We start from the raw sequence: 16224 nt of genomic DNA, 5'->3' as shown, positions 1-16224 counted from the left end.
GGTTCCTACATTTGGTTTTAGGGCTATATTTGCACTCGTATGGGTATTATTTTAAACTTAGAAACAGCCACTACAAATTGTTCGGTGGGTATTGCACGTGAAGGTAGGTTATTAGCCTTGAAGGAAAATAACAGTATAAACTATTCACATTCGGAACAGCTTCATGTGTTTATTAAGGAGGTATTGGATGAAGCTTCTTTATCCTTTACAGACATTAGTGCTGTTGCCGTAAGCAAAGGGCCGGGTTCGTATACCGGTTTGCGCATAGGCGTATCCGCAGCCAAAGGCTTGTGCTATGCCTTGGATATTCCCTTAATTTCCGTAGCCACACTGCAAAGCATGGCACACCAAATAGCCGTAACTCCCGATGCCTATATTGTTCCTATGTTAGATGCCCGAAGAATGGAGGTCTACTCCGCAGTTTTCGACAGTAATTATCAACAAATTGCCGATACCAAGGCAGAAATAATAAACGAAGATTCCTTTAACGAATGGACGCAAAAATCCAAAGTGCATTTCGTAGGGAGCGGTGCCGAGAAATGCAGCACACTGCTTGATAGCCCTAACCTTACATTTCACCCCAAGGCACTACCTTCAGCTAAAGAAATGAGTGCCCTCTCTTGGGAAAAATATGCGGCTGCCGATTTCGAAGATCTTGCCTATTTTGAACCGTATTACCTAAAAGACTTTATGCTGCAGCAAAAGTCCTAATGCCGGCAGCTAAATCAATGAAAATAATTTGATTTTTATTTCTGATAAATCACCCGCTGTGGGAAAGGTATTTCTATACCGGAAGCATCAAACTGTGTTTTTAATTCTTCTAACACAAAAAAATGAGCTGCCCAAAAGTGTTCGTTTTTTGCCCAAAATCGCAACTGTAAATCGACCGAACTATCTCCTAAATTTTCAACGTACACTTCAGGAGCCGGCTCTTTAAGGATATCAGGGTGCGAGAGGCATATTTGTAACAGAATTTCTTTGGCTTTTTTAATATTAGCACTATACCCTATCCCTACCACGATTTTATCTCTTCGGAGGTCTTGAGCGTTAAAATTAATTATGTTGTTATTAGATAATTGTCCGTTAGGCACTATCGCTATTTGATTTCCGAAGGTGCTGAGTTTGGTGGTAAAAATTGTAATCTCTTTTACCGTGCCATCTACTCCTTGTGCCGAAATAAAATCGCCCACCTTAAAAGGTTTAAAAATCAATATTAAAACACCTCCCGCAAAATTGGCCAATGACCCTTGTAACGCCAATCCTACGGCAAGTCCGGCTGCACCCACAATAGCCACTAAGGAAGAAGATTGTACCCCTAATTGCGTTATCACTAAAACAAAAAGCACCGCTTTTAGGGCAATACTGATAAAACTCTGTAAAAAACTTTCAAGGGTGGGATCGTAGTCTTTTTTCACAAAGAACTTACGAACCATATTATTTATAAAGCGGACGACCCATAAGCCTATAACTAATATGAGAATGGCAGTTATAATATTGGGTAATATACTTACTAACCATGAAACTCCTTGGTTAAGATAGTTCTCAAATTCCGTATAATTTTGCATTATTTTTTAGTTTAGATACAAAACTACGGGCATAGGAGGGTACAAGTCAAGGAAAAAACACTAAACTATTGTTAAGGCTATGGGCTTACGATTTTTAGAATGGATGAGGATTCGGTGTCCGGTAATTGACACGCCCCACCCACACAACAATAATACAAGGTTTTATCTTTTACATAGCGCTGCTGTAAGAGTGGTATGCGGCTGTCTTGCTTTGTTGCAGCTAAGATTGCGTTGGGTACATAATGCGAGCTTATTTCTCGTGCCTTCTTTAGGTAATCTTCTCCTACCATGCCTATTTCATAAAAGGGAAGCTTGTAGTACAGCACCAAATGCAACCAATGGGCATAGCTTTGCGGATTTGCAAGGTATTCTTTTTGCATAGTGACCGCCATTTTCTGGCATACTTGATCGTACTGTACATCAGAAAAAAACCGAGATAATAGGAAACTATTTTGGGCCATTATGGAGTTTGATGATGGAATGACATTGTCATAGGTTTCTATGGTTTTCCGAATAAAAAAATCATCCTCAGAGGAGGTAAAGGAAAACAATCCACTTTCGGAATCGTAGAAATAGGTGAGACAATACGCGTGTAATGCCTTGGCCTTAAACAACCACTTTTCGTCGAAAACCACCTGATATAAATTAATATACGCCGCAATAAGCGCGGCGTAGTCTTCCAAATACGCATTTAAGGATGCCTTTCCGTTTTTATAGGTTCGGTAAAGACTCCCATCTTTTTTAGTCAGGTTTTCCGCTATAAAATGGGCAAGATTCAAAGCCAGCTTTAAAAAAGTCTCATGCCCCACATACCGATAGGCATCAATGAGGCCGTTAAGCATTAGCGCATTCCAACTGGTAATTATCTTGTCGTCTCTTCGGGGTGCATTTCTTTTGGCTCTTACCATAAGTAAGTCTTGTTTGCAATCGTCTATAATTTCGGTCAAATGCGCTACGGAGATGCCGTGCTTTTGAGCTAGTTCCTGATTGGATGTCTTTCGTATCAACACGTAGCGACCCTGCTCCCAATGCCCATAATCGTTAATATTGTAATAGTCCCTAAAAATAGGAAACCGATCTGTAAGCAATACTTTTAATTCGTTCTCAGTCCATACATAATAGGCTCCTTCTTCCAAATCACCTTCGGGAGTAAGGCTGTCGGCATCTAAGGAAGAAAAAAAAGCGTTTTCGGCACTGTGCAGTTCCCGGCAACAAAACGTAATGGTTTCCTCAACAACCTGTTTATACCATTGGTTTTTAGTAACGGCATAGGCTTTGGCATACAAGCTTATGAGTTGTCCATTGTCGTAAAGCATTTTTTCAAAATGGGGCACATGCCATTTGGTATCTACAGCATAACGCGCAAAACCACCTCCAATTTGGTCGTATATTCCGCCATAGGCCATGGCAGTTAATGTAGTATTTACATACGACATAATGGCTTCATCCTTGTTTTGTGTGGCATAAAACAAAAGAAACTCAAGGTGATTGGGCATCATAAACTTTGGTGCACACAGATATCCTCCCATTTGGTTATCGAAAGTTTGCGCCCATTTTTGTACCGCGTGACCCAATTGGGACAGGGTGCATAGGGTTGTATCTTTCGCTTTCGGGATAAGGTTTATAGATTTTATTCCTTCTGAAAGTTGCGTGGCATAGGTGATGACCTTTTCCGGTTCAGTACGATACAAGGTAGACAGTTGCTCTAAAGCCTGTACCCATGGTACTTTTTTTACAAATGTAGCTCCCCAAAAAGGACGTCCGTCCGGAAGGGCAATGATATTTAAAGGCCAACCTCCGCTTCCGGTTATCATTTGTAGGGCATCCATATACACATGATCTATATCGGGACGTTCTTCGCGATCTATCTTAATGTTTATAAAATTTCGGTTCATGACCTCTGCCACATCTTCATCTTCAAAACATTCGTGTTCCATAACATGGCACCAATGACAGGCTGCATAGCCAATACTAACCAAGAGGAGTTTATTTTCTTTTTGAGCATATTGCAGTACATTCTGGCGCCAAGGGTACCAATGTACAGGATTATGAGCATGTTGTAGAAGATAAGGACTGCTCTCGTGAATAAGCGCATTGGTGTGTTTCTGCGTCATACCAAACCATTTTTAGGGGCAACGAACTATTTATAAAAATTATAGTGCATAAAAAGCGCCAAAAAGGCGCTTTTTATGCACGTAAACCATGTAGAAATTAAGAGTTACTGGATTTCGAAAGTGATTTTTACATTTACCCGAAATTCGGATATTTCACCACCTTCAACAACGGCATTCTGTTCCTGTACATACACCGAACGAATATTCTTTACGGTTTTAGAAGCTTGTGATACTGCCTTCCTTGTAGCATCTTCCCAACTGGTTTTAGAATTTGCCAAAACTTCAATTACTTTTAAAATTGCCATAATCTTATAATTTTTATGAATTTTGATAAAAATAGGGATTTCATCCCAAAGGAAAAAATGGCTGCTAAAAAATTACCCATTGAGTGCAACTACGTGACTTACTTTATCACCCATCATATTTTTCAGCATAGTTTCGATCCCGTTTTTAAGGGTAAAAGTCGATGACGGACACCCGCTACAAGCGCCTTGCAAAATTACATTTACGGTTTTGCTTTCCGCTTCGTAGGATTTAAACATGATATTGCCTCCATCGCTTGCCACGGCGGGTTTCACATATTCTTCCAAGATATCTATAATCTGTTTAGAGGTGTCGTCTAAGGTTGCATCCTGCAACTGCATCACCGGGGTTATTGCCTGTTTGTGCGCAACGCTATCGGGAGCAACGACGTCGTTTCCTTCGGCGACAAAATGGCGAATGAGTTCGCGAATTTCATGAATCACATCATCCCATTCGGTGACATTGTATTTATTGATAGACACATAATTTTCATCAATAAAAACCTCTTTTACAAACGGAAGTTGAAAAAGAGCCGTAGCAAGAGCAGAATCTGCCGCGTCTTCAATATTTTTAAATTCAAATCCGGTAACAACCAATCGCTGATTGGTTACAAACTTCATTACGGCCGGATTTGGCGTTACTTCCGCATATACGGTAATCGCTTTTTTTTGTGGACTACTACCTTCAATAACTACTTCTTCTCCTGCATTTAAGTATTCTACTAATTGCTGTGCTACTTCATCCTGCACATCTTCCCAAGCCACAATATCAAATCGTTCTATAGCAATAAAATTTGCCGAAATATAGACTGTTTTTACAAACGGAAGGTAAAATAATTGTTGTGCCAGGGGAGACTGCTTAGCTTCATCGATATTTTTAAATTCGTAGCTGGTATTTTTAGTGATAAACTGATTGGTCTCGAATTTTATGATCGCCGGATTGCTTGTCGGGATCAAGGTTATACTATATTCTTTCTCCATGAGATGTGTTTTCTGCAAAAGTACAAAGGTTTTGCAACATCACCTACACATACTAATGTTGTCTTTAGTTCGTTATACACTATATTTGAACCCTTAAGAAATCCTTGAGTCCCTTCTCTTTATATGAAAAATAAAATAGGCATCTTCATTCTTTTCGTAATTTTTGGTTCTAAATTAAGTGCACAAGAAGGGATACCCATATATTTTGATTACTTAGCCGATAATTATTACTTAGTCTATCCGTCCATGGCAGGCATAGGCGAAGGCGGCAAGATTAGAATGACTGCCCGAAAACAATGGTTTAATGTAGATGAGGCACCCGCCCTGCAAACCCTTAACGCACATTTCCGGATTAAAGACACCAACAGTGGTGTAGGTGCTATTTTGTTCAATGATTCTAATGGCTTTCACTCTCAAACAGGGATTAAGGCCACCTATGCCCATCATTTAAAAATGGGAGGAGATTTTCGCAGTTTAAATCAACTCTCTTTCGGCTTGAGTGTTGGCGGCATCCTAAGCAGTTTAGACGAATCTGAATTTAGATCCGTATTCCCCGATCCGCTGATTACCGGTGTTAAAAATACGGTGGGTTATTTTAATGTGGATTTTGGGATGTCGTATAATTTTTTGGAGTTCTATGCGCACACCGCCATACTTAATGCCTTGGGAAGTGGTCGCGATTTGTATTCTGCTCAAGAATTTGATAACCTCCGCAGGTATCTTTTTTCGGTAGGTTATGTCTTTGGTAAGAGTGTTTGGCAGGTAGAACCGTCTGTGTTGTTGCAGCTTACAGAATTTACCCAAGAAAAAACAGTTGATCTTAATGCAAAAGTCTACCGCGATGTGGATTTTGGAAGGGTATGGGCAGGCCTCTCGTACCGAAGAAGTTTTGATGGGGCACAGTTTTTAACCAATGGTAATTTTGGCGAGCAACGCCTACAGTTATTTACACCCATTGTGGGCGTGAATTATAAAAATTTCTTGGTTTCGTATAATTATTCGTACCAATCCGGGGATATTCGTTTTGACAATGGCGGATTTCATCAAATTACTTTGGGTTATGATTTTGGACAAACCGAAAAACGTTGGGATTGCAACTGCCCCGCCGTTAACTATTAACAAAATCAACCTTAGCTACCATACAATTCAGTTCAACGAAAGAGATTTTTTATTTCCTTGTAAAGGCTACTACCTTTTTCCTCTTCATATTAATAAGGTTATAACGAAATCATATTCCCCTTAAAAAGGCAATAATATATTGTTTTTTAAATAGCTTTGTACCCTGTTGAGGATGTATAATTCGCCTCAAGAGTCTAGTACCTTTTCAACCACAAGCAGCATGATAAAGACCATTAACGGCAAAACCCCAAAAATAGGAACCGACTGTTACATTGCCGAGAACGCCACCATTGTGGGTGAAGTAACTATGGGCGACCAATGCAGTATTTGGTTCAACGCCGTGTTGCGCGGCGATGTACATTTTATTAAAATGGGGAATAAGGTAAATGTACAAGATGGTGCCGTAATACATTGCACCTATCAAAAATCGCCTACTACAATTGGCAACAATGTATCTATTGGCCACAATGCCATTGTACATGGATGCACAATTCACGACAATGTATTAGTAGGAATGGGCAGTATCATCATGGACGATTGCGTAGTAGAAAGCAACAGCATTATTGCGGCCGGTGCCGTCCTAACCAAAGGCACCCATGTGCCTTCAGGAACTATTTTTGCAGGAATGCCGGCCACAAAACTAAAAGACATCAGTCCGGAATTAAGTTCCGGAGAAATCGATCGGATAGCGAACAACTACGTCACATACTCCAGTTGGTTTAAGGAAACCTAAGTAGATTTTTTCAGTAGATCGTCAACAAATAATAGTTCTAACTTCCTTTTTCAGAAGTATCGAGAACATTCTTAACTTTCAAAGTTTTCAATGTTTTTTAAAGTTTCTCTACATTGAATATCTTATTTTTGACCAACCAATACTTTTAAAAAATGAACGCATATATTTTTCCCGGACAAGGCGCACAATTTGTGGGTATGGGCCTCGATTTATACAATACCTATCCCCTTGCTAAGAGTCTATTCGAAAAGGCCAATGCTATTTTGGGGTTTTCCATCACTGATATTATGTTCCACGGAACGCCGGAAGACTTAAAAGAAACCAAAGTAACCCAGCCCGCCATTTTTTTACATTCGGTGATTTTAAGCAAGGTCCTGGGAGCCGGTTTTACCCCCGACATGGTGGCCGGACATTCCTTAGGCGAATTTTCTGCCTTGGTAGCCAACGGTTGTCTCACTTTTGAAGACGGATTGCAATTGGTTTCCCAACGGGCATTGGCTATGCAAAAAGCATGCGAGCTACAGCCCAGTACCATGGCGGCGGTTTTGGGGTTAGAAGATGCCCTTGTAGAAGAAATATGTGCTGCCACGCCGGGAATTGTTGTAGCGGCAAACTATAACTGTCCGGGACAACTGGTAATTTCCGGAGAGGTAGAAGCCGTAAATTTGGCGTGCGAAAAATTGAAAGAAGCCGGTGCTAAAAGAGCCTTAGTTCTGCCGGTGGGAGGCGCCTTCCATTCCCCTTTAATGGAACCCGCCCGCGAAGAATTGGCATCCGCCATTGAGCAAACCACTTTTGGTATTCCGAAATGTCCTATATACCAAAATGTAACGGCAACTGCGGTTCAGGATGCAGATGAAATTAAAAGAAATCTCATTTCCCAACTTACGGCTCCGGTGAAGTGGACACAAAGCGTGCAGCAAATGGTAACCGACGGTGCTGCCGTTTTTATCGAAGTCGGCCCGGGAAAAGTGCTACAGGGCTTGGTAAAGAAAATAGCGCCCACAGTTGAAACCCAATCGTCGCAACTCCTTTAAGTGGTTTAGACTTAATTATTTGCATTTCAACTGAAAAATCCATTTTTAAACCTAATAATGGAAGATTCGCCTTTTTTTTTAGTAATATTGACCCTCCTTTTTTGTACGCCAAAAGCGGTTGCCTAGGCGATAAGGCAGGGAGATAACCCACTGTAAAATATGGCAGTAAAAAAACTTTTAAGCGCATTGGCCTTTAACCGAAAAACCATCTTTCGCTATCTTAGTATAGTCGTTTTTATGGCTATTCCACTTCAATCCATAGTAGCACAAGTAGCTTCTATTACGGCTTCGCAACCAACTGCAAATGAAGCTGGATTGGTTCCAGGGGAGTTTATCCTAAGCCTTACAGATGAATTAATAATTGAAAATTTACAAGTTTCATTATCTATAAATGCATCTTCTACAGCTACTTCCGGATTAGATTATGCTCCATTGCCTAGTTTCGTAAATGTTCCAATATCCATAAATGCAGGAAATACCTCTTTACCCTTAAACGTCCTTCAAGATTTTATAGCCGAGGGTAATGAAACCGTTGTTTTGGAAATTATGCCAAGTGCTAATTACACCATTGACACTAATAATTCATCAGCCACCATTACCATTCTAGATAACGACACGGCAGGGATTCTACTTTCCCCTATAAGCGGCAATACCACTGAAGCCGGCGGAACAGCTACATTTACAATTTCCTTGACCTCCGAACCCACCGATGATGTCATCATCGATTTGGTAAGCAGCAATCTCGGAGAAGGTACGGTACCTGCAACGGTTACCGTACCGGTAGCTTCATGGAACACAGGCGTAGTAGTTACGGTTACAGGTGTAGACGATAGTATTGTTGATGGGAATCAAAGCTATACGATTTCTATTGATGATATTGAATCTAACGACAATTTGTATAATGATTTAGACGAAGATCTCATACCTCCTATTACGGTTATTAATGAAGATAACGATACCGCCAGTATTTCCATTAATGATGTCTCAATACCGGAAAATGCAGGAAATGCAGTGTTTACAGTTACCTTAACAGGCAATGTGGCACCTTTTACCATAAACTACACCACGGTTAACGGAACAGCTCTTGCCGGTACTGACTTTACCACTACCAACGGTACACTCAATTTTTTAGGCACCAACGGAGAAACGCAAACCATAACCGTACCCATTACCAATGATGGAATTATAGAACCGGATGAAACCTTTACCGTAGTACTAAGTGGCATAAGTGGTCCTGCCACGATAGCCAAAGGTACGGGAACAGGAACGATACTTAATGATGATAGCTGCGCCGCAGGTAGTGCGGCACCTGTTATCAATGAAACGCAACCAACCCAATTTTGTGATAGCTTTTCGGTTAATTTAAATAATTATACAGTCACTACTGCGCCGCCAAATGCGGTACTTACTTGGAGTACAGATAGTAACCCGCTAACTATTGGAAGTCATTTGGGGAATACAACGGTTTCTGATGCAGGTACGTATTACGGCTTTTTCTTTGACGCCCTTAATAATTGTGCCAGTGCGGTTTTACCGGTTACGCTGACCTTAAATACAACACCCTCAGTTACAACTACCACTCCGGCAGCCCGATGCGGTACAGGATCCGTCGCTTTAGGAGCCACCGCCAGTTCAGGAACGCTCAATTGGTTTGCGGCAGCCATAGGGGGTGCAAGTATTGGAACAGGAATTACGTTTAATACGCCTACCATTTCAGCTACAACCACATTTTATGTGGAAGCTACGGATGGCAATTGTACTTCGGCAAGAACTCCGGTTATCGCTACCGTGAATACGCAGCCCACCATTACAGCCACTGCTCCGGCAGCGACTTGTGGTCCCGGCTCAGTGACTTTAGGAGCCACCGCCAGTTCGGGAACGCTCAATTGGTTTGCGGCAGCCGTAGGCGGTACAAGTATTGGAACAGGAACCACGTTTAATACGCCACCTATTTCCAATACAACCACATTTTATGTAGAAGCTACAGATGGCAATTGTACTTCGGCAAGAACTCCGGTTATCGCTACCGTGAATACGCAGCCTACCGCAGGAATTACGACCAACACTTCGGCATGTAATACCATTGTGAACGGAGCCACCATTGTAGATTTAGATGATCTCATCACAGGTGCCAGTGCCGGTAACTGGACTTTGAGCAGTCCGGTTGCGGGGTCTAGCATCAACATTAATGGGAATAATGCTGTTAATTTTAACAATCAACCTGCCGGAAATTACCAATTTACGTACACCACTACAGGCGCATTAGCACCTTGCACCAACGCATCCTCTGTTGTTACCATTACAGTAACCGATTGTGCTGCGCCCTGCATCGCCGGAAATACCGCACCTAATTTAAACACCGACGTACCCACCCTATTCTGCGATGTGTTGAGTCAGCCGCTTAATGCCTACACCAATAGCATTCCTCCCACAGGAACCGTGCTACGATGGAGTACCAATCCCGATTTATCGGTTACAGCCGCCTTCTTGGCAAACAACCCTGTGGTGACGGCGCCTGGCAGTTATTTCGGATTTTTCTATGATGAAAATAATGCATGTGCAAGTCCGGTATTACGAGTAGATCTACAACTAAACCAAACCCCTACAATTTCTGCTACGCCAAGCACCCGCTGTGGTGAAGGTTCGGTAGTTTTAGGCGCTACCGCAAGTGAGGGCAGCAATATCCGTTGGTACGATTCCAGTAGCAGTACCCTGCCCCTGGGCACCGGTCCTATTTTTATGACCCCTTCTATAACAGAAAGCCGCGATTTTTTTGTAGAAGCCACCGCCAACGGTTGTACTACCAGCCGAATACCCGTAACCGCTACTGTAAATCCGCAGCCTTTTGCAGGAACCGTATTGAATACTTCGGCTTGCAGCCTTTCCGGTAACGGTGGTCCTACCACTATAAATTTAGACAACAGGCTTTCAGATGCCGATGCCGGAGTGTGGACAATCACTACCGATCCATCAGGAACGCTTACGATTGCAGCAGGCAATATTGTTGATTTTACGGGAAGGCCAGATGGAAATTATGTATTTACCTATACCACCACCGGAGCCATTGCCCCGTGTACCAATACAGCAGTAACCCTCACGATTTCAGTGACGGACTGTATTGTAGATTCTGATGGAGATGGACTTACCGACGGGGAAGAGGCGGTTTTGGGTACAGATCCCAACAATCCAGATACCGATGGGGATGGTATTAGCGATGGCGACGAAGTACTTAATGGAACAAATCCTTTGGATGCGTGCGATCCTAATCTTACCTTAGATTGCAATCCGGCACCTATTGATCTCTCCATCACAAAGACAGCAAATAGAGACAGGGCTACAGTTGGGCAAGAAGTTATATTTAGCATAACCGTAACCAATGAGACCGCAGATAGAACCATCAACATTGAAATTAACGAAGAAATACAATCCGGCTTTAGTTTTGTAGAGGCCAATGCCTCTTTAGGAACCTATAACGAAGTGGCCGGAATATGGGAAATTCCCGAGCTCCTGGGAAGTGATAGTGCCACCTTGACTTTAACGGTATTGGTACTGGAAAATGGCAGTTATGAAAATAGTGTGCAAATAACCGATTCGTTCCCAATCGATGGCGATCCTGTAAATAACAATGCGTCTGTTACAATTACCATTGATCAACGGACTACAGAAGAATGTGGCTTTTTATTCAATCAGTTTTCACCCAATGGCGATGGTACCAACGATCGATTGGTCATTAATTGTATCGAAGATTTCCCCAATAATACCATTGAAATTTATGACCGATTTGGAAACGAAGTATTCAAGAAAAGAGCGTACGACAATACTTGGGAGGGCACAAGAAACAACAAGGATTTACCTAAGGGTACCTATTTTTATATACTGGATCTGGGAGATGGTACAGAGGTGAAAAAAGGATGGATTCAAATTATAAGATAATCGAATGACTTATTTTAATACCCGATTGATCTATAAAAAAGCACTAATCTTTGTGGTAGTGGCAGTTGTTGGCACCTTTGGAGTCCATGCCCAAAAACAGCCGCAATACACGCAGTATATGTACAATATTGGCAGTTTTAATCCGGCCTATGTAGGTACCGTAGAAACGGCCGAAATTATAGGGCTGTACAGAGCGCAGTGGACGGGAATTCCCGGGGCACCCCGCACCATGAGGTTTGGCACCAATATCCCCTTTGCCAATAAAAAAACAGGTTTGGGTCTCAATGTGGTTAATGAGGAGCTAGGGCCTACTTCGCAAACTTTTATAGATCTATCTTATTCCTTTCAGGTGCAACTTTCGGAGACCACACGGCTTTCTTTTGGTATTGCGGCAGGAGGATCTATTTTGGATGTAGATTTTAGCAAGGGTAGTTTTGAAATAGAAAATGAGCCGCTTTTAAGTTCGGCTACAGTCAATAATTTTTATCCTACCGTGGGTGCAGGAATGTTTTTGTACGACGAAAATTGGTATTTGGGGCTTTCGGTCCCCAGTTTTCTTACCGATGGCCTCTTTACCGATGAAGTTGCCGGAATTGTAGAAGATAACATTCAGTTTAATTTTATTGGAGGCTATGTGTTTGAACTGTCCGAAGGTCTTAAATTTAAACCGGCCTTTTTATTAAATTATTTGGATGGTGCGCCGGTAAATTTTAATTTTTCGACTAATTTTTTAATAAGCAACGCGCTGACTTTAGGAGCTTCGTACCGTATAAACAACGATATAAGTGGCCTCGCTGGCTTTCAAATTTCGAATAGCTTATTTTTGGGATATGCCTATGATTACAACACGAATGGGCTAGGCGAATTTAGCCAAGGATCTCATGAAGTTATTTTGAAATTCTATTTAGGGCGGTCAGGGGAGCCTAGAGAGAAAAAGGAACCCACCCAAAAAGGAAAGCCAAAACAAATAGACAGCCCTCGTTTTTTTTAGTTGGGGTGGCATAGGTATCCTTGAAGGAATCTTTTGCTAATAAAAGTAAAATAGTAGCTGCAAAACAATCAAACAAAAAAAAAGAAAAACATTGGACACTCAAAAAGTACAGCTAACGGATATCCAATGGGAGACTTTAAGAATTAAAAATAACTCAGCAATACGAATTAGCTTATGAAGTTCCGCATACTCATACTGCTCATTTTCTTTTCCCTGAATTTAGGTTTCGGGCAAGAAAAAAAATCAAAGGCAGATAAGCTTTATTTTGAATATGCCTATAAATCGGCCATTGCAGCCTACACCAAAGAGCAGCAGAAAAAGCCGTTGGCCAATTATCAGCTACTCAATTTGGCAGATGCCTACATAAAAACAGGAGATTTTAAAAACGCAGTCGAAACCTATCTTAATTTTTATAAAAAGGACACCCTAATCCCCAATCATGATTTTAATAAAATGTTACGGGCGTTAAAAAACACCTCGGGAATGGATAGAGTAAAGGCATTTTTAGCAACAAAGCGCCATCTTTTGTCCGATGAATGGATAGAAAATGCAGAATTTAATGCCGAGTTATTAGCTACAGATGAGAACGCACAAACCGATCTTGCCACCTTTAACCTAAAAATAAATAGTGCACAAGCCGATTTTTCACCTACGTTTTATGACGGCCGTTTGTTGTTTACGAGTGCTAGAGGAAATGGAAAAAAAGGCACCTATATTCCTTCTGGAGAAGCGTATTTAGATATCTATCTGGGCCGCATTGAGCCCAATGGAGATGTGATTAGTGCCATCCCTTTTGACGGTATTCCCCAATCGCTCTTTCATAAAGCAACACCCTTTTATTCTAACGAAATTAATCGTATTTTTTATGTGCTTTCCAATGCCGACGGCGATCAACTTACGTACGACTCTAAAGGCAAAAATGCCTTGGCTATGGGTGCCTCAGATAGCAAAGGCTCTTTTGAATATTTGTTGCGCGACCTAAGCACCTCCTTTTATTATCCCTTTTATGAGGCTGCAACCGGTAAACTTTATTTTGCTGCCAACTTTCAAGACAGTTATGGGGGTACCGATATTTATTATGTGTATACCAATAACGGGCAAATTATGTCCGCTCCCGTAAATTTAGGGCCTCGCATTAATACCCCCGGAAACGAAATTGCCCCTTTTTTGTTTGAAAATAGTCTGTATTTTTCTTCGGATGTATTCTACGGCCTCGGCGGTATGGATGTGTATGAAACCAAAATACAGCCCGATGGAAGCCATAGCATCCCCATTAATTTAGGATTCGAGATTAATTCGGATAAAGATGATTTTGGCTTTATCATTAAGAGAAACACACCGGAGGGGTTAACCGGGTATTTTTCATCGAATAGAGCCGGTGGTAAAGGCAAGGATGATATGTATGCCTTTAAGGTCTCCGAAAAGCCGGGATTAAAAACATTGGTATTAAAAGGATCGGTTGTGACACCCAATAAAAATGAAGGCATCGCTAAAGTTTCAGTGCAACTTTTAGATGCTGCTAAAAATGTAATAAAAGAAATTTTTACTAAAGAAAACGGGGAATTTCAGATAGAAATACCTTGGCGCGACACAGTAGCAATTTCCATTCACAAAGAGCGGCATGCACATTTCTCGGATCTATTTTTGGAAAAAGATTTAGAAGGACTTCAGAAAAACCCAATGGTAGTAGAATTGGCTCTTTTGGACGATCTGGTACAGGAAAAAGAAAACCAAACCGTACTTAAACTCGGAAAATTCTATTTTACCAAAGGAAAGACCGAGGTAACTTCTGAAATCGCGAAGGAATTAGACAAAGTAGTTTATGCAGTAAGCCAATTCCCGGAACTCCAATTAAGCATAGAAACGCATACGGACAGCAGGGGAAGCAACGCCGCCAACCTTAAATTATCGCAGGAAAGGTCTAATGCCATTAAACGCTATCTCACTAAAAATGGAGTACCCGCTAAAAACATTGAGAATACAGTAGGTTATGGAGAGGAGAAAATTATAAACAATTGTAAGAATGGGGTCTTTTGTTTGGATATGCTACATCAACAAAACGAACGCTCTTTAATTGTAGTGCGGAATTACGACACTTTATTTAAGCAGCCCTAACGTTTTGGCGCTAAGCTCTAGTGCGTTTTAAAGTATGCATTGGGACTAATGAACAGACCTCAATTTTAAAAAACCACCATCCAAAAATAGTAGATGGCAAAAAGCGAAAGAAAGAAAATACCCAAATACGTTAGTAATCGCAAGCCTTTTTTTGGTCTTAGATGTGCCGGAATATCTTCGCTCATCACGTTTTTTAGATTCATATATCCTATTACGGGTGCCAACACAAATGACACAAAAGTGGCTATGGCCACCAACTGACCCATATTAGCGCTAAAAACAGAAACCACTATAAAATTTATAAGCGCTAATACTACTACCATGATAGCGAAAAAGAGCCGTTTATCGATGCCTTTCGCCTTCGCAAAAAGCAATTCAATGACATCGACACTCACTCTAGAGACGGCATCGTGAGCCGTCATACACGTACTAAACATGGTCGCAAAGGCCGCAGTAGCAATAAAGAAATAACTCCAAGCTCCGATATGACCTGTAAAAAGAGTGATAAGCTGGTCTGCAAAAACAACCGCGCTACCACTGAGTTCCGTATTTGTTCCGTACAAGGTCATCCATCCGATAATCAAAAAAAACAAGGCTAATACACCGGTAAGGATGTACCCAAAATTAAATTCCTGCAAGGCTTCCTTTAAAGAGCGCTGTACCCCGCTACTCTTAAATTTTTCTATACTCCAAAGGCTTACCCAACTTGACGCTTCTACGGTTGTAGGCATCCAACCTACCAAACCAATCAAAAACAACACACCAACTTCGTTAAACAAGGTCGGTGGCTCAAAATGGGCAACGGCTACAACATTCCCTTTATACACGACCATGGCTGTGGTAAACAAAAGGGCTACAAAAAGGATAGAAATGACAAATTTTAAGGAAGTTTCTAGAAATTTATAGCGCCCAATAATCAACATGGAACTTATAAAAATAAATAGTCCAAGCGCCACCATACTCACAGAAAGAGTTGGGAGCCGAAGTACATTGATCAGCAAACCCGCTGTAACTACGTACAAGGCAGCCAAGATGGTAAAAATTGAAAAAATACTGATAAAGGCATAAAACCATAGATATCCCTTTCCTCTTTTTAAATAGCCTTCGATAAGTGATATTTTGGTGATATTGGTGTAGCGAATACCAAACTCGAAAAAAGGATATTTTAACACATTCGCCAAAATAATAGGAATACACATGAGCCAACCGTATTGCGCTCCAGCCTTAGTGGAAAGCACCAAATGGGACGTGCCAATAGACATGCTCGCAAATAAAAGTCCGGGACCTAAGGAGCTAATAAATGTTTTGGTTTTAGACATGCCGATGTAGGTTAT

Annotated in this window: 12 protein-coding genes; 7 read left to right on the top strand and 5 right to left on the bottom strand. The window is 41.3% G+C overall.

Annotated features, from left to right (window positions below; genetic code table 11):
• Positions 1 to 39: 39 nt before the first annotated feature.
• Entirely contained in the window at positions 40 to 711 is a 672-nt protein-coding gene (gene tsaB, locus U1E44_RS00770) for a tRNA (adenosine(37)-N6)-threonylcarbamoyltransferase complex dimerization subunit type 1 TsaB (protein ID WP_322928977.1), read from the top strand.
• A gap of 35 nt (positions 712 to 746) precedes the next feature.
• Here the strand turns inward: tsaB and U1E44_RS00765 are convergent, their stop codons facing one another.
• The 4 genes from U1E44_RS00765 to U1E44_RS00750 form a co-directional block, all read right to left on the bottom strand.
• On the bottom strand, positions 747 to 1565 hold the full coding sequence (locus tag U1E44_RS00765) for a mechanosensitive ion channel family protein (RefSeq protein ID WP_322928973.1): 819 nt from the start codon (positions 1563 to 1565) through the stop codon (positions 747 to 749).
• A 77-nt stretch (positions 1566 to 1642) separates the two neighbouring features.
• The gene (locus tag U1E44_RS00760; protein ID WP_322928967.1) at positions 1643 to 3679 is read right to left on the bottom strand and encodes a thioredoxin domain-containing protein; all 2037 of its coding nucleotides are present in this window, start codon (positions 3677 to 3679) and stop codon (positions 1643 to 1645) included.
• A 104-nt stretch (positions 3680 to 3783) separates the two neighbouring features.
• The gene (locus U1E44_RS00755; protein WP_322928965.1) at positions 3784 to 3984 is read right to left on the bottom strand and encodes a dodecin family protein; all 201 of its coding nucleotides are present in this window, start codon (positions 3982 to 3984) and stop codon (positions 3784 to 3786) included.
• A gap of 72 nt (positions 3985 to 4056) precedes the next feature.
• The gene (locus U1E44_RS00750) at positions 4057 to 4962 is read right to left on the bottom strand and encodes a NifU family protein (protein ID WP_322928963.1); all 906 of its coding nucleotides are present in this window, start codon (positions 4960 to 4962) and stop codon (positions 4057 to 4059) included.
• Between the two features lie 123 nt (positions 4963 to 5085).
• Between U1E44_RS00750 and U1E44_RS00745 the strand changes: the two genes are divergently transcribed.
• The 6 genes from U1E44_RS00745 to U1E44_RS00720 all read left to right on the top strand — a co-directional run bounded on the left by U1E44_RS00745 (position 5086) and on the right by U1E44_RS00720 (position 14890).
• Positions 5086 to 6081, top strand: coding sequence for a PorP/SprF family type IX secretion system membrane protein (locus U1E44_RS00745; RefSeq protein WP_322928962.1), 996 nt, complete (start codon positions 5086 to 5088; stop codon positions 6079 to 6081).
• A gap of 220 nt (positions 6082 to 6301) precedes the next feature.
• Positions 6302 to 6814 carry a gamma carbonic anhydrase family protein gene (locus U1E44_RS00740; protein WP_322928961.1) on the top strand — a complete coding sequence of 171 codons (513 nt, stop codon included), beginning with the start codon at positions 6302 to 6304 and terminating at the stop codon, positions 6812 to 6814.
• 152 nt (positions 6815 to 6966) lie between these two features.
• Positions 6967 to 7851, top strand: a complete 885-nt coding sequence (gene fabD / locus U1E44_RS00735) for an ACP S-malonyltransferase (protein ID WP_322928959.1) — start codon at positions 6967 to 6969, stop codon at positions 7849 to 7851.
• 159 nt (positions 7852 to 8010) lie between these two features.
• Positions 8011 to 11784 (top strand): Ig-like domain-containing protein, encoded by a 3774-nt coding sequence (locus tag U1E44_RS00730; protein ID WP_322928958.1) that lies wholly within the window; start codon positions 8011 to 8013, stop codon positions 11782 to 11784.
• 4 nt (positions 11785 to 11788) lie between these two features.
• A complete protein-coding gene (locus U1E44_RS00725) occupies positions 11789 to 12775 on the top strand; it encodes a PorP/SprF family type IX secretion system membrane protein (protein WP_322928957.1) in 987 nt (328 codons plus the stop codon).
• Between the two features lie 174 nt (positions 12776 to 12949).
• A complete protein-coding gene (locus U1E44_RS00720) occupies positions 12950 to 14890 on the top strand; it encodes an OmpA family protein (RefSeq protein WP_322928956.1) in 1941 nt (646 codons plus the stop codon).
• Between the two features lie 65 nt (positions 14891 to 14955).
• Here the strand turns inward: U1E44_RS00720 and U1E44_RS00715 are convergent, their stop codons facing one another.
• The gene (locus tag U1E44_RS00715; protein ID WP_322928955.1) at positions 14956 to 16209 is read right to left on the bottom strand and encodes an NRAMP family divalent metal transporter; all 1254 of its coding nucleotides are present in this window, start codon (positions 16207 to 16209) and stop codon (positions 14956 to 14958) included.
• Positions 16210 to 16224: the final 15 nt, after the last annotated feature.

The sequence above is a fragment of the Aurantibrevibacter litoralis genome (genome assembly GCF_034651555.1).
GTDB classification, from domain to species: domain Bacteria; phylum Bacteroidota; class Bacteroidia; order Flavobacteriales; family Flavobacteriaceae; genus Aurantibrevibacter; species Aurantibrevibacter litoralis.
Note: the sequence above shows the minus strand (reverse complement) of the source record. Positions and strands in the feature narration are given on the sequence as shown.

Excerpts from the sequence above, each read along its gene's own strand:
- fabD (WP_322928959.1), top strand. The coding sequence starts at position 6,967 with ATGAACGCATATATTTTTCCCGGACAAGGCGCACAATTTGTGGGTATG.
- U1E44_RS00745 (WP_322928962.1), top strand. The coding sequence starts at position 5,086 with ATGAAAAATAAAATAGGCATCTTCATTCTTTTCGTAATTTTTGGTTCT.
- U1E44_RS00730 (WP_322928958.1), top strand. The coding sequence starts at position 8,011 with ATGGCAGTAAAAAAACTTTTAAGCGCATTGGCCTTTAACCGAAAAACC.
- U1E44_RS00765 (WP_322928973.1), bottom strand. The coding sequence starts at position 1,565 with ATGCAAAATTATACGGAATTTGAGAACTATCTTAACCAAGGAGTTTCA.
- U1E44_RS00725 (WP_322928957.1), top strand. The coding sequence starts at position 11,789 with ATGACTTATTTTAATACCCGATTGATCTATAAAAAAGCACTAATCTTT.
- U1E44_RS00715 (WP_322928955.1), bottom strand. The coding sequence starts at position 16,209 with ATGTCTAAAACCAAAACATTTATTAGCTCCTTAGGTCCCGGACTTTTA.
- U1E44_RS00760 (WP_322928967.1), bottom strand. The coding sequence starts at position 3,679 with ATGACGCAGAAACACACCAATGCGCTTATTCACGAGAGCAGTCCTTAT.
- U1E44_RS00740 (WP_322928961.1), top strand. The coding sequence starts at position 6,302 with ATGATAAAGACCATTAACGGCAAAACCCCAAAAATAGGAACCGACTGT.
- U1E44_RS00720 (WP_322928956.1), top strand. The coding sequence starts at position 12,950 with ATGAAGTTCCGCATACTCATACTGCTCATTTTCTTTTCCCTGAATTTA.
- U1E44_RS00755 (WP_322928965.1), bottom strand. The coding sequence starts at position 3,984 with ATGGCAATTTTAAAAGTAATTGAAGTTTTGGCAAATTCTAAAACCAGT.
- U1E44_RS00750 (WP_322928963.1), bottom strand. The coding sequence starts at position 4,962 with ATGGAGAAAGAATATAGTATAACCTTGATCCCGACAAGCAATCCGGCG.
- tsaB (WP_322928977.1), top strand. The coding sequence starts at position 40 with ATGGGTATTATTTTAAACTTAGAAACAGCCACTACAAATTGTTCGGTG.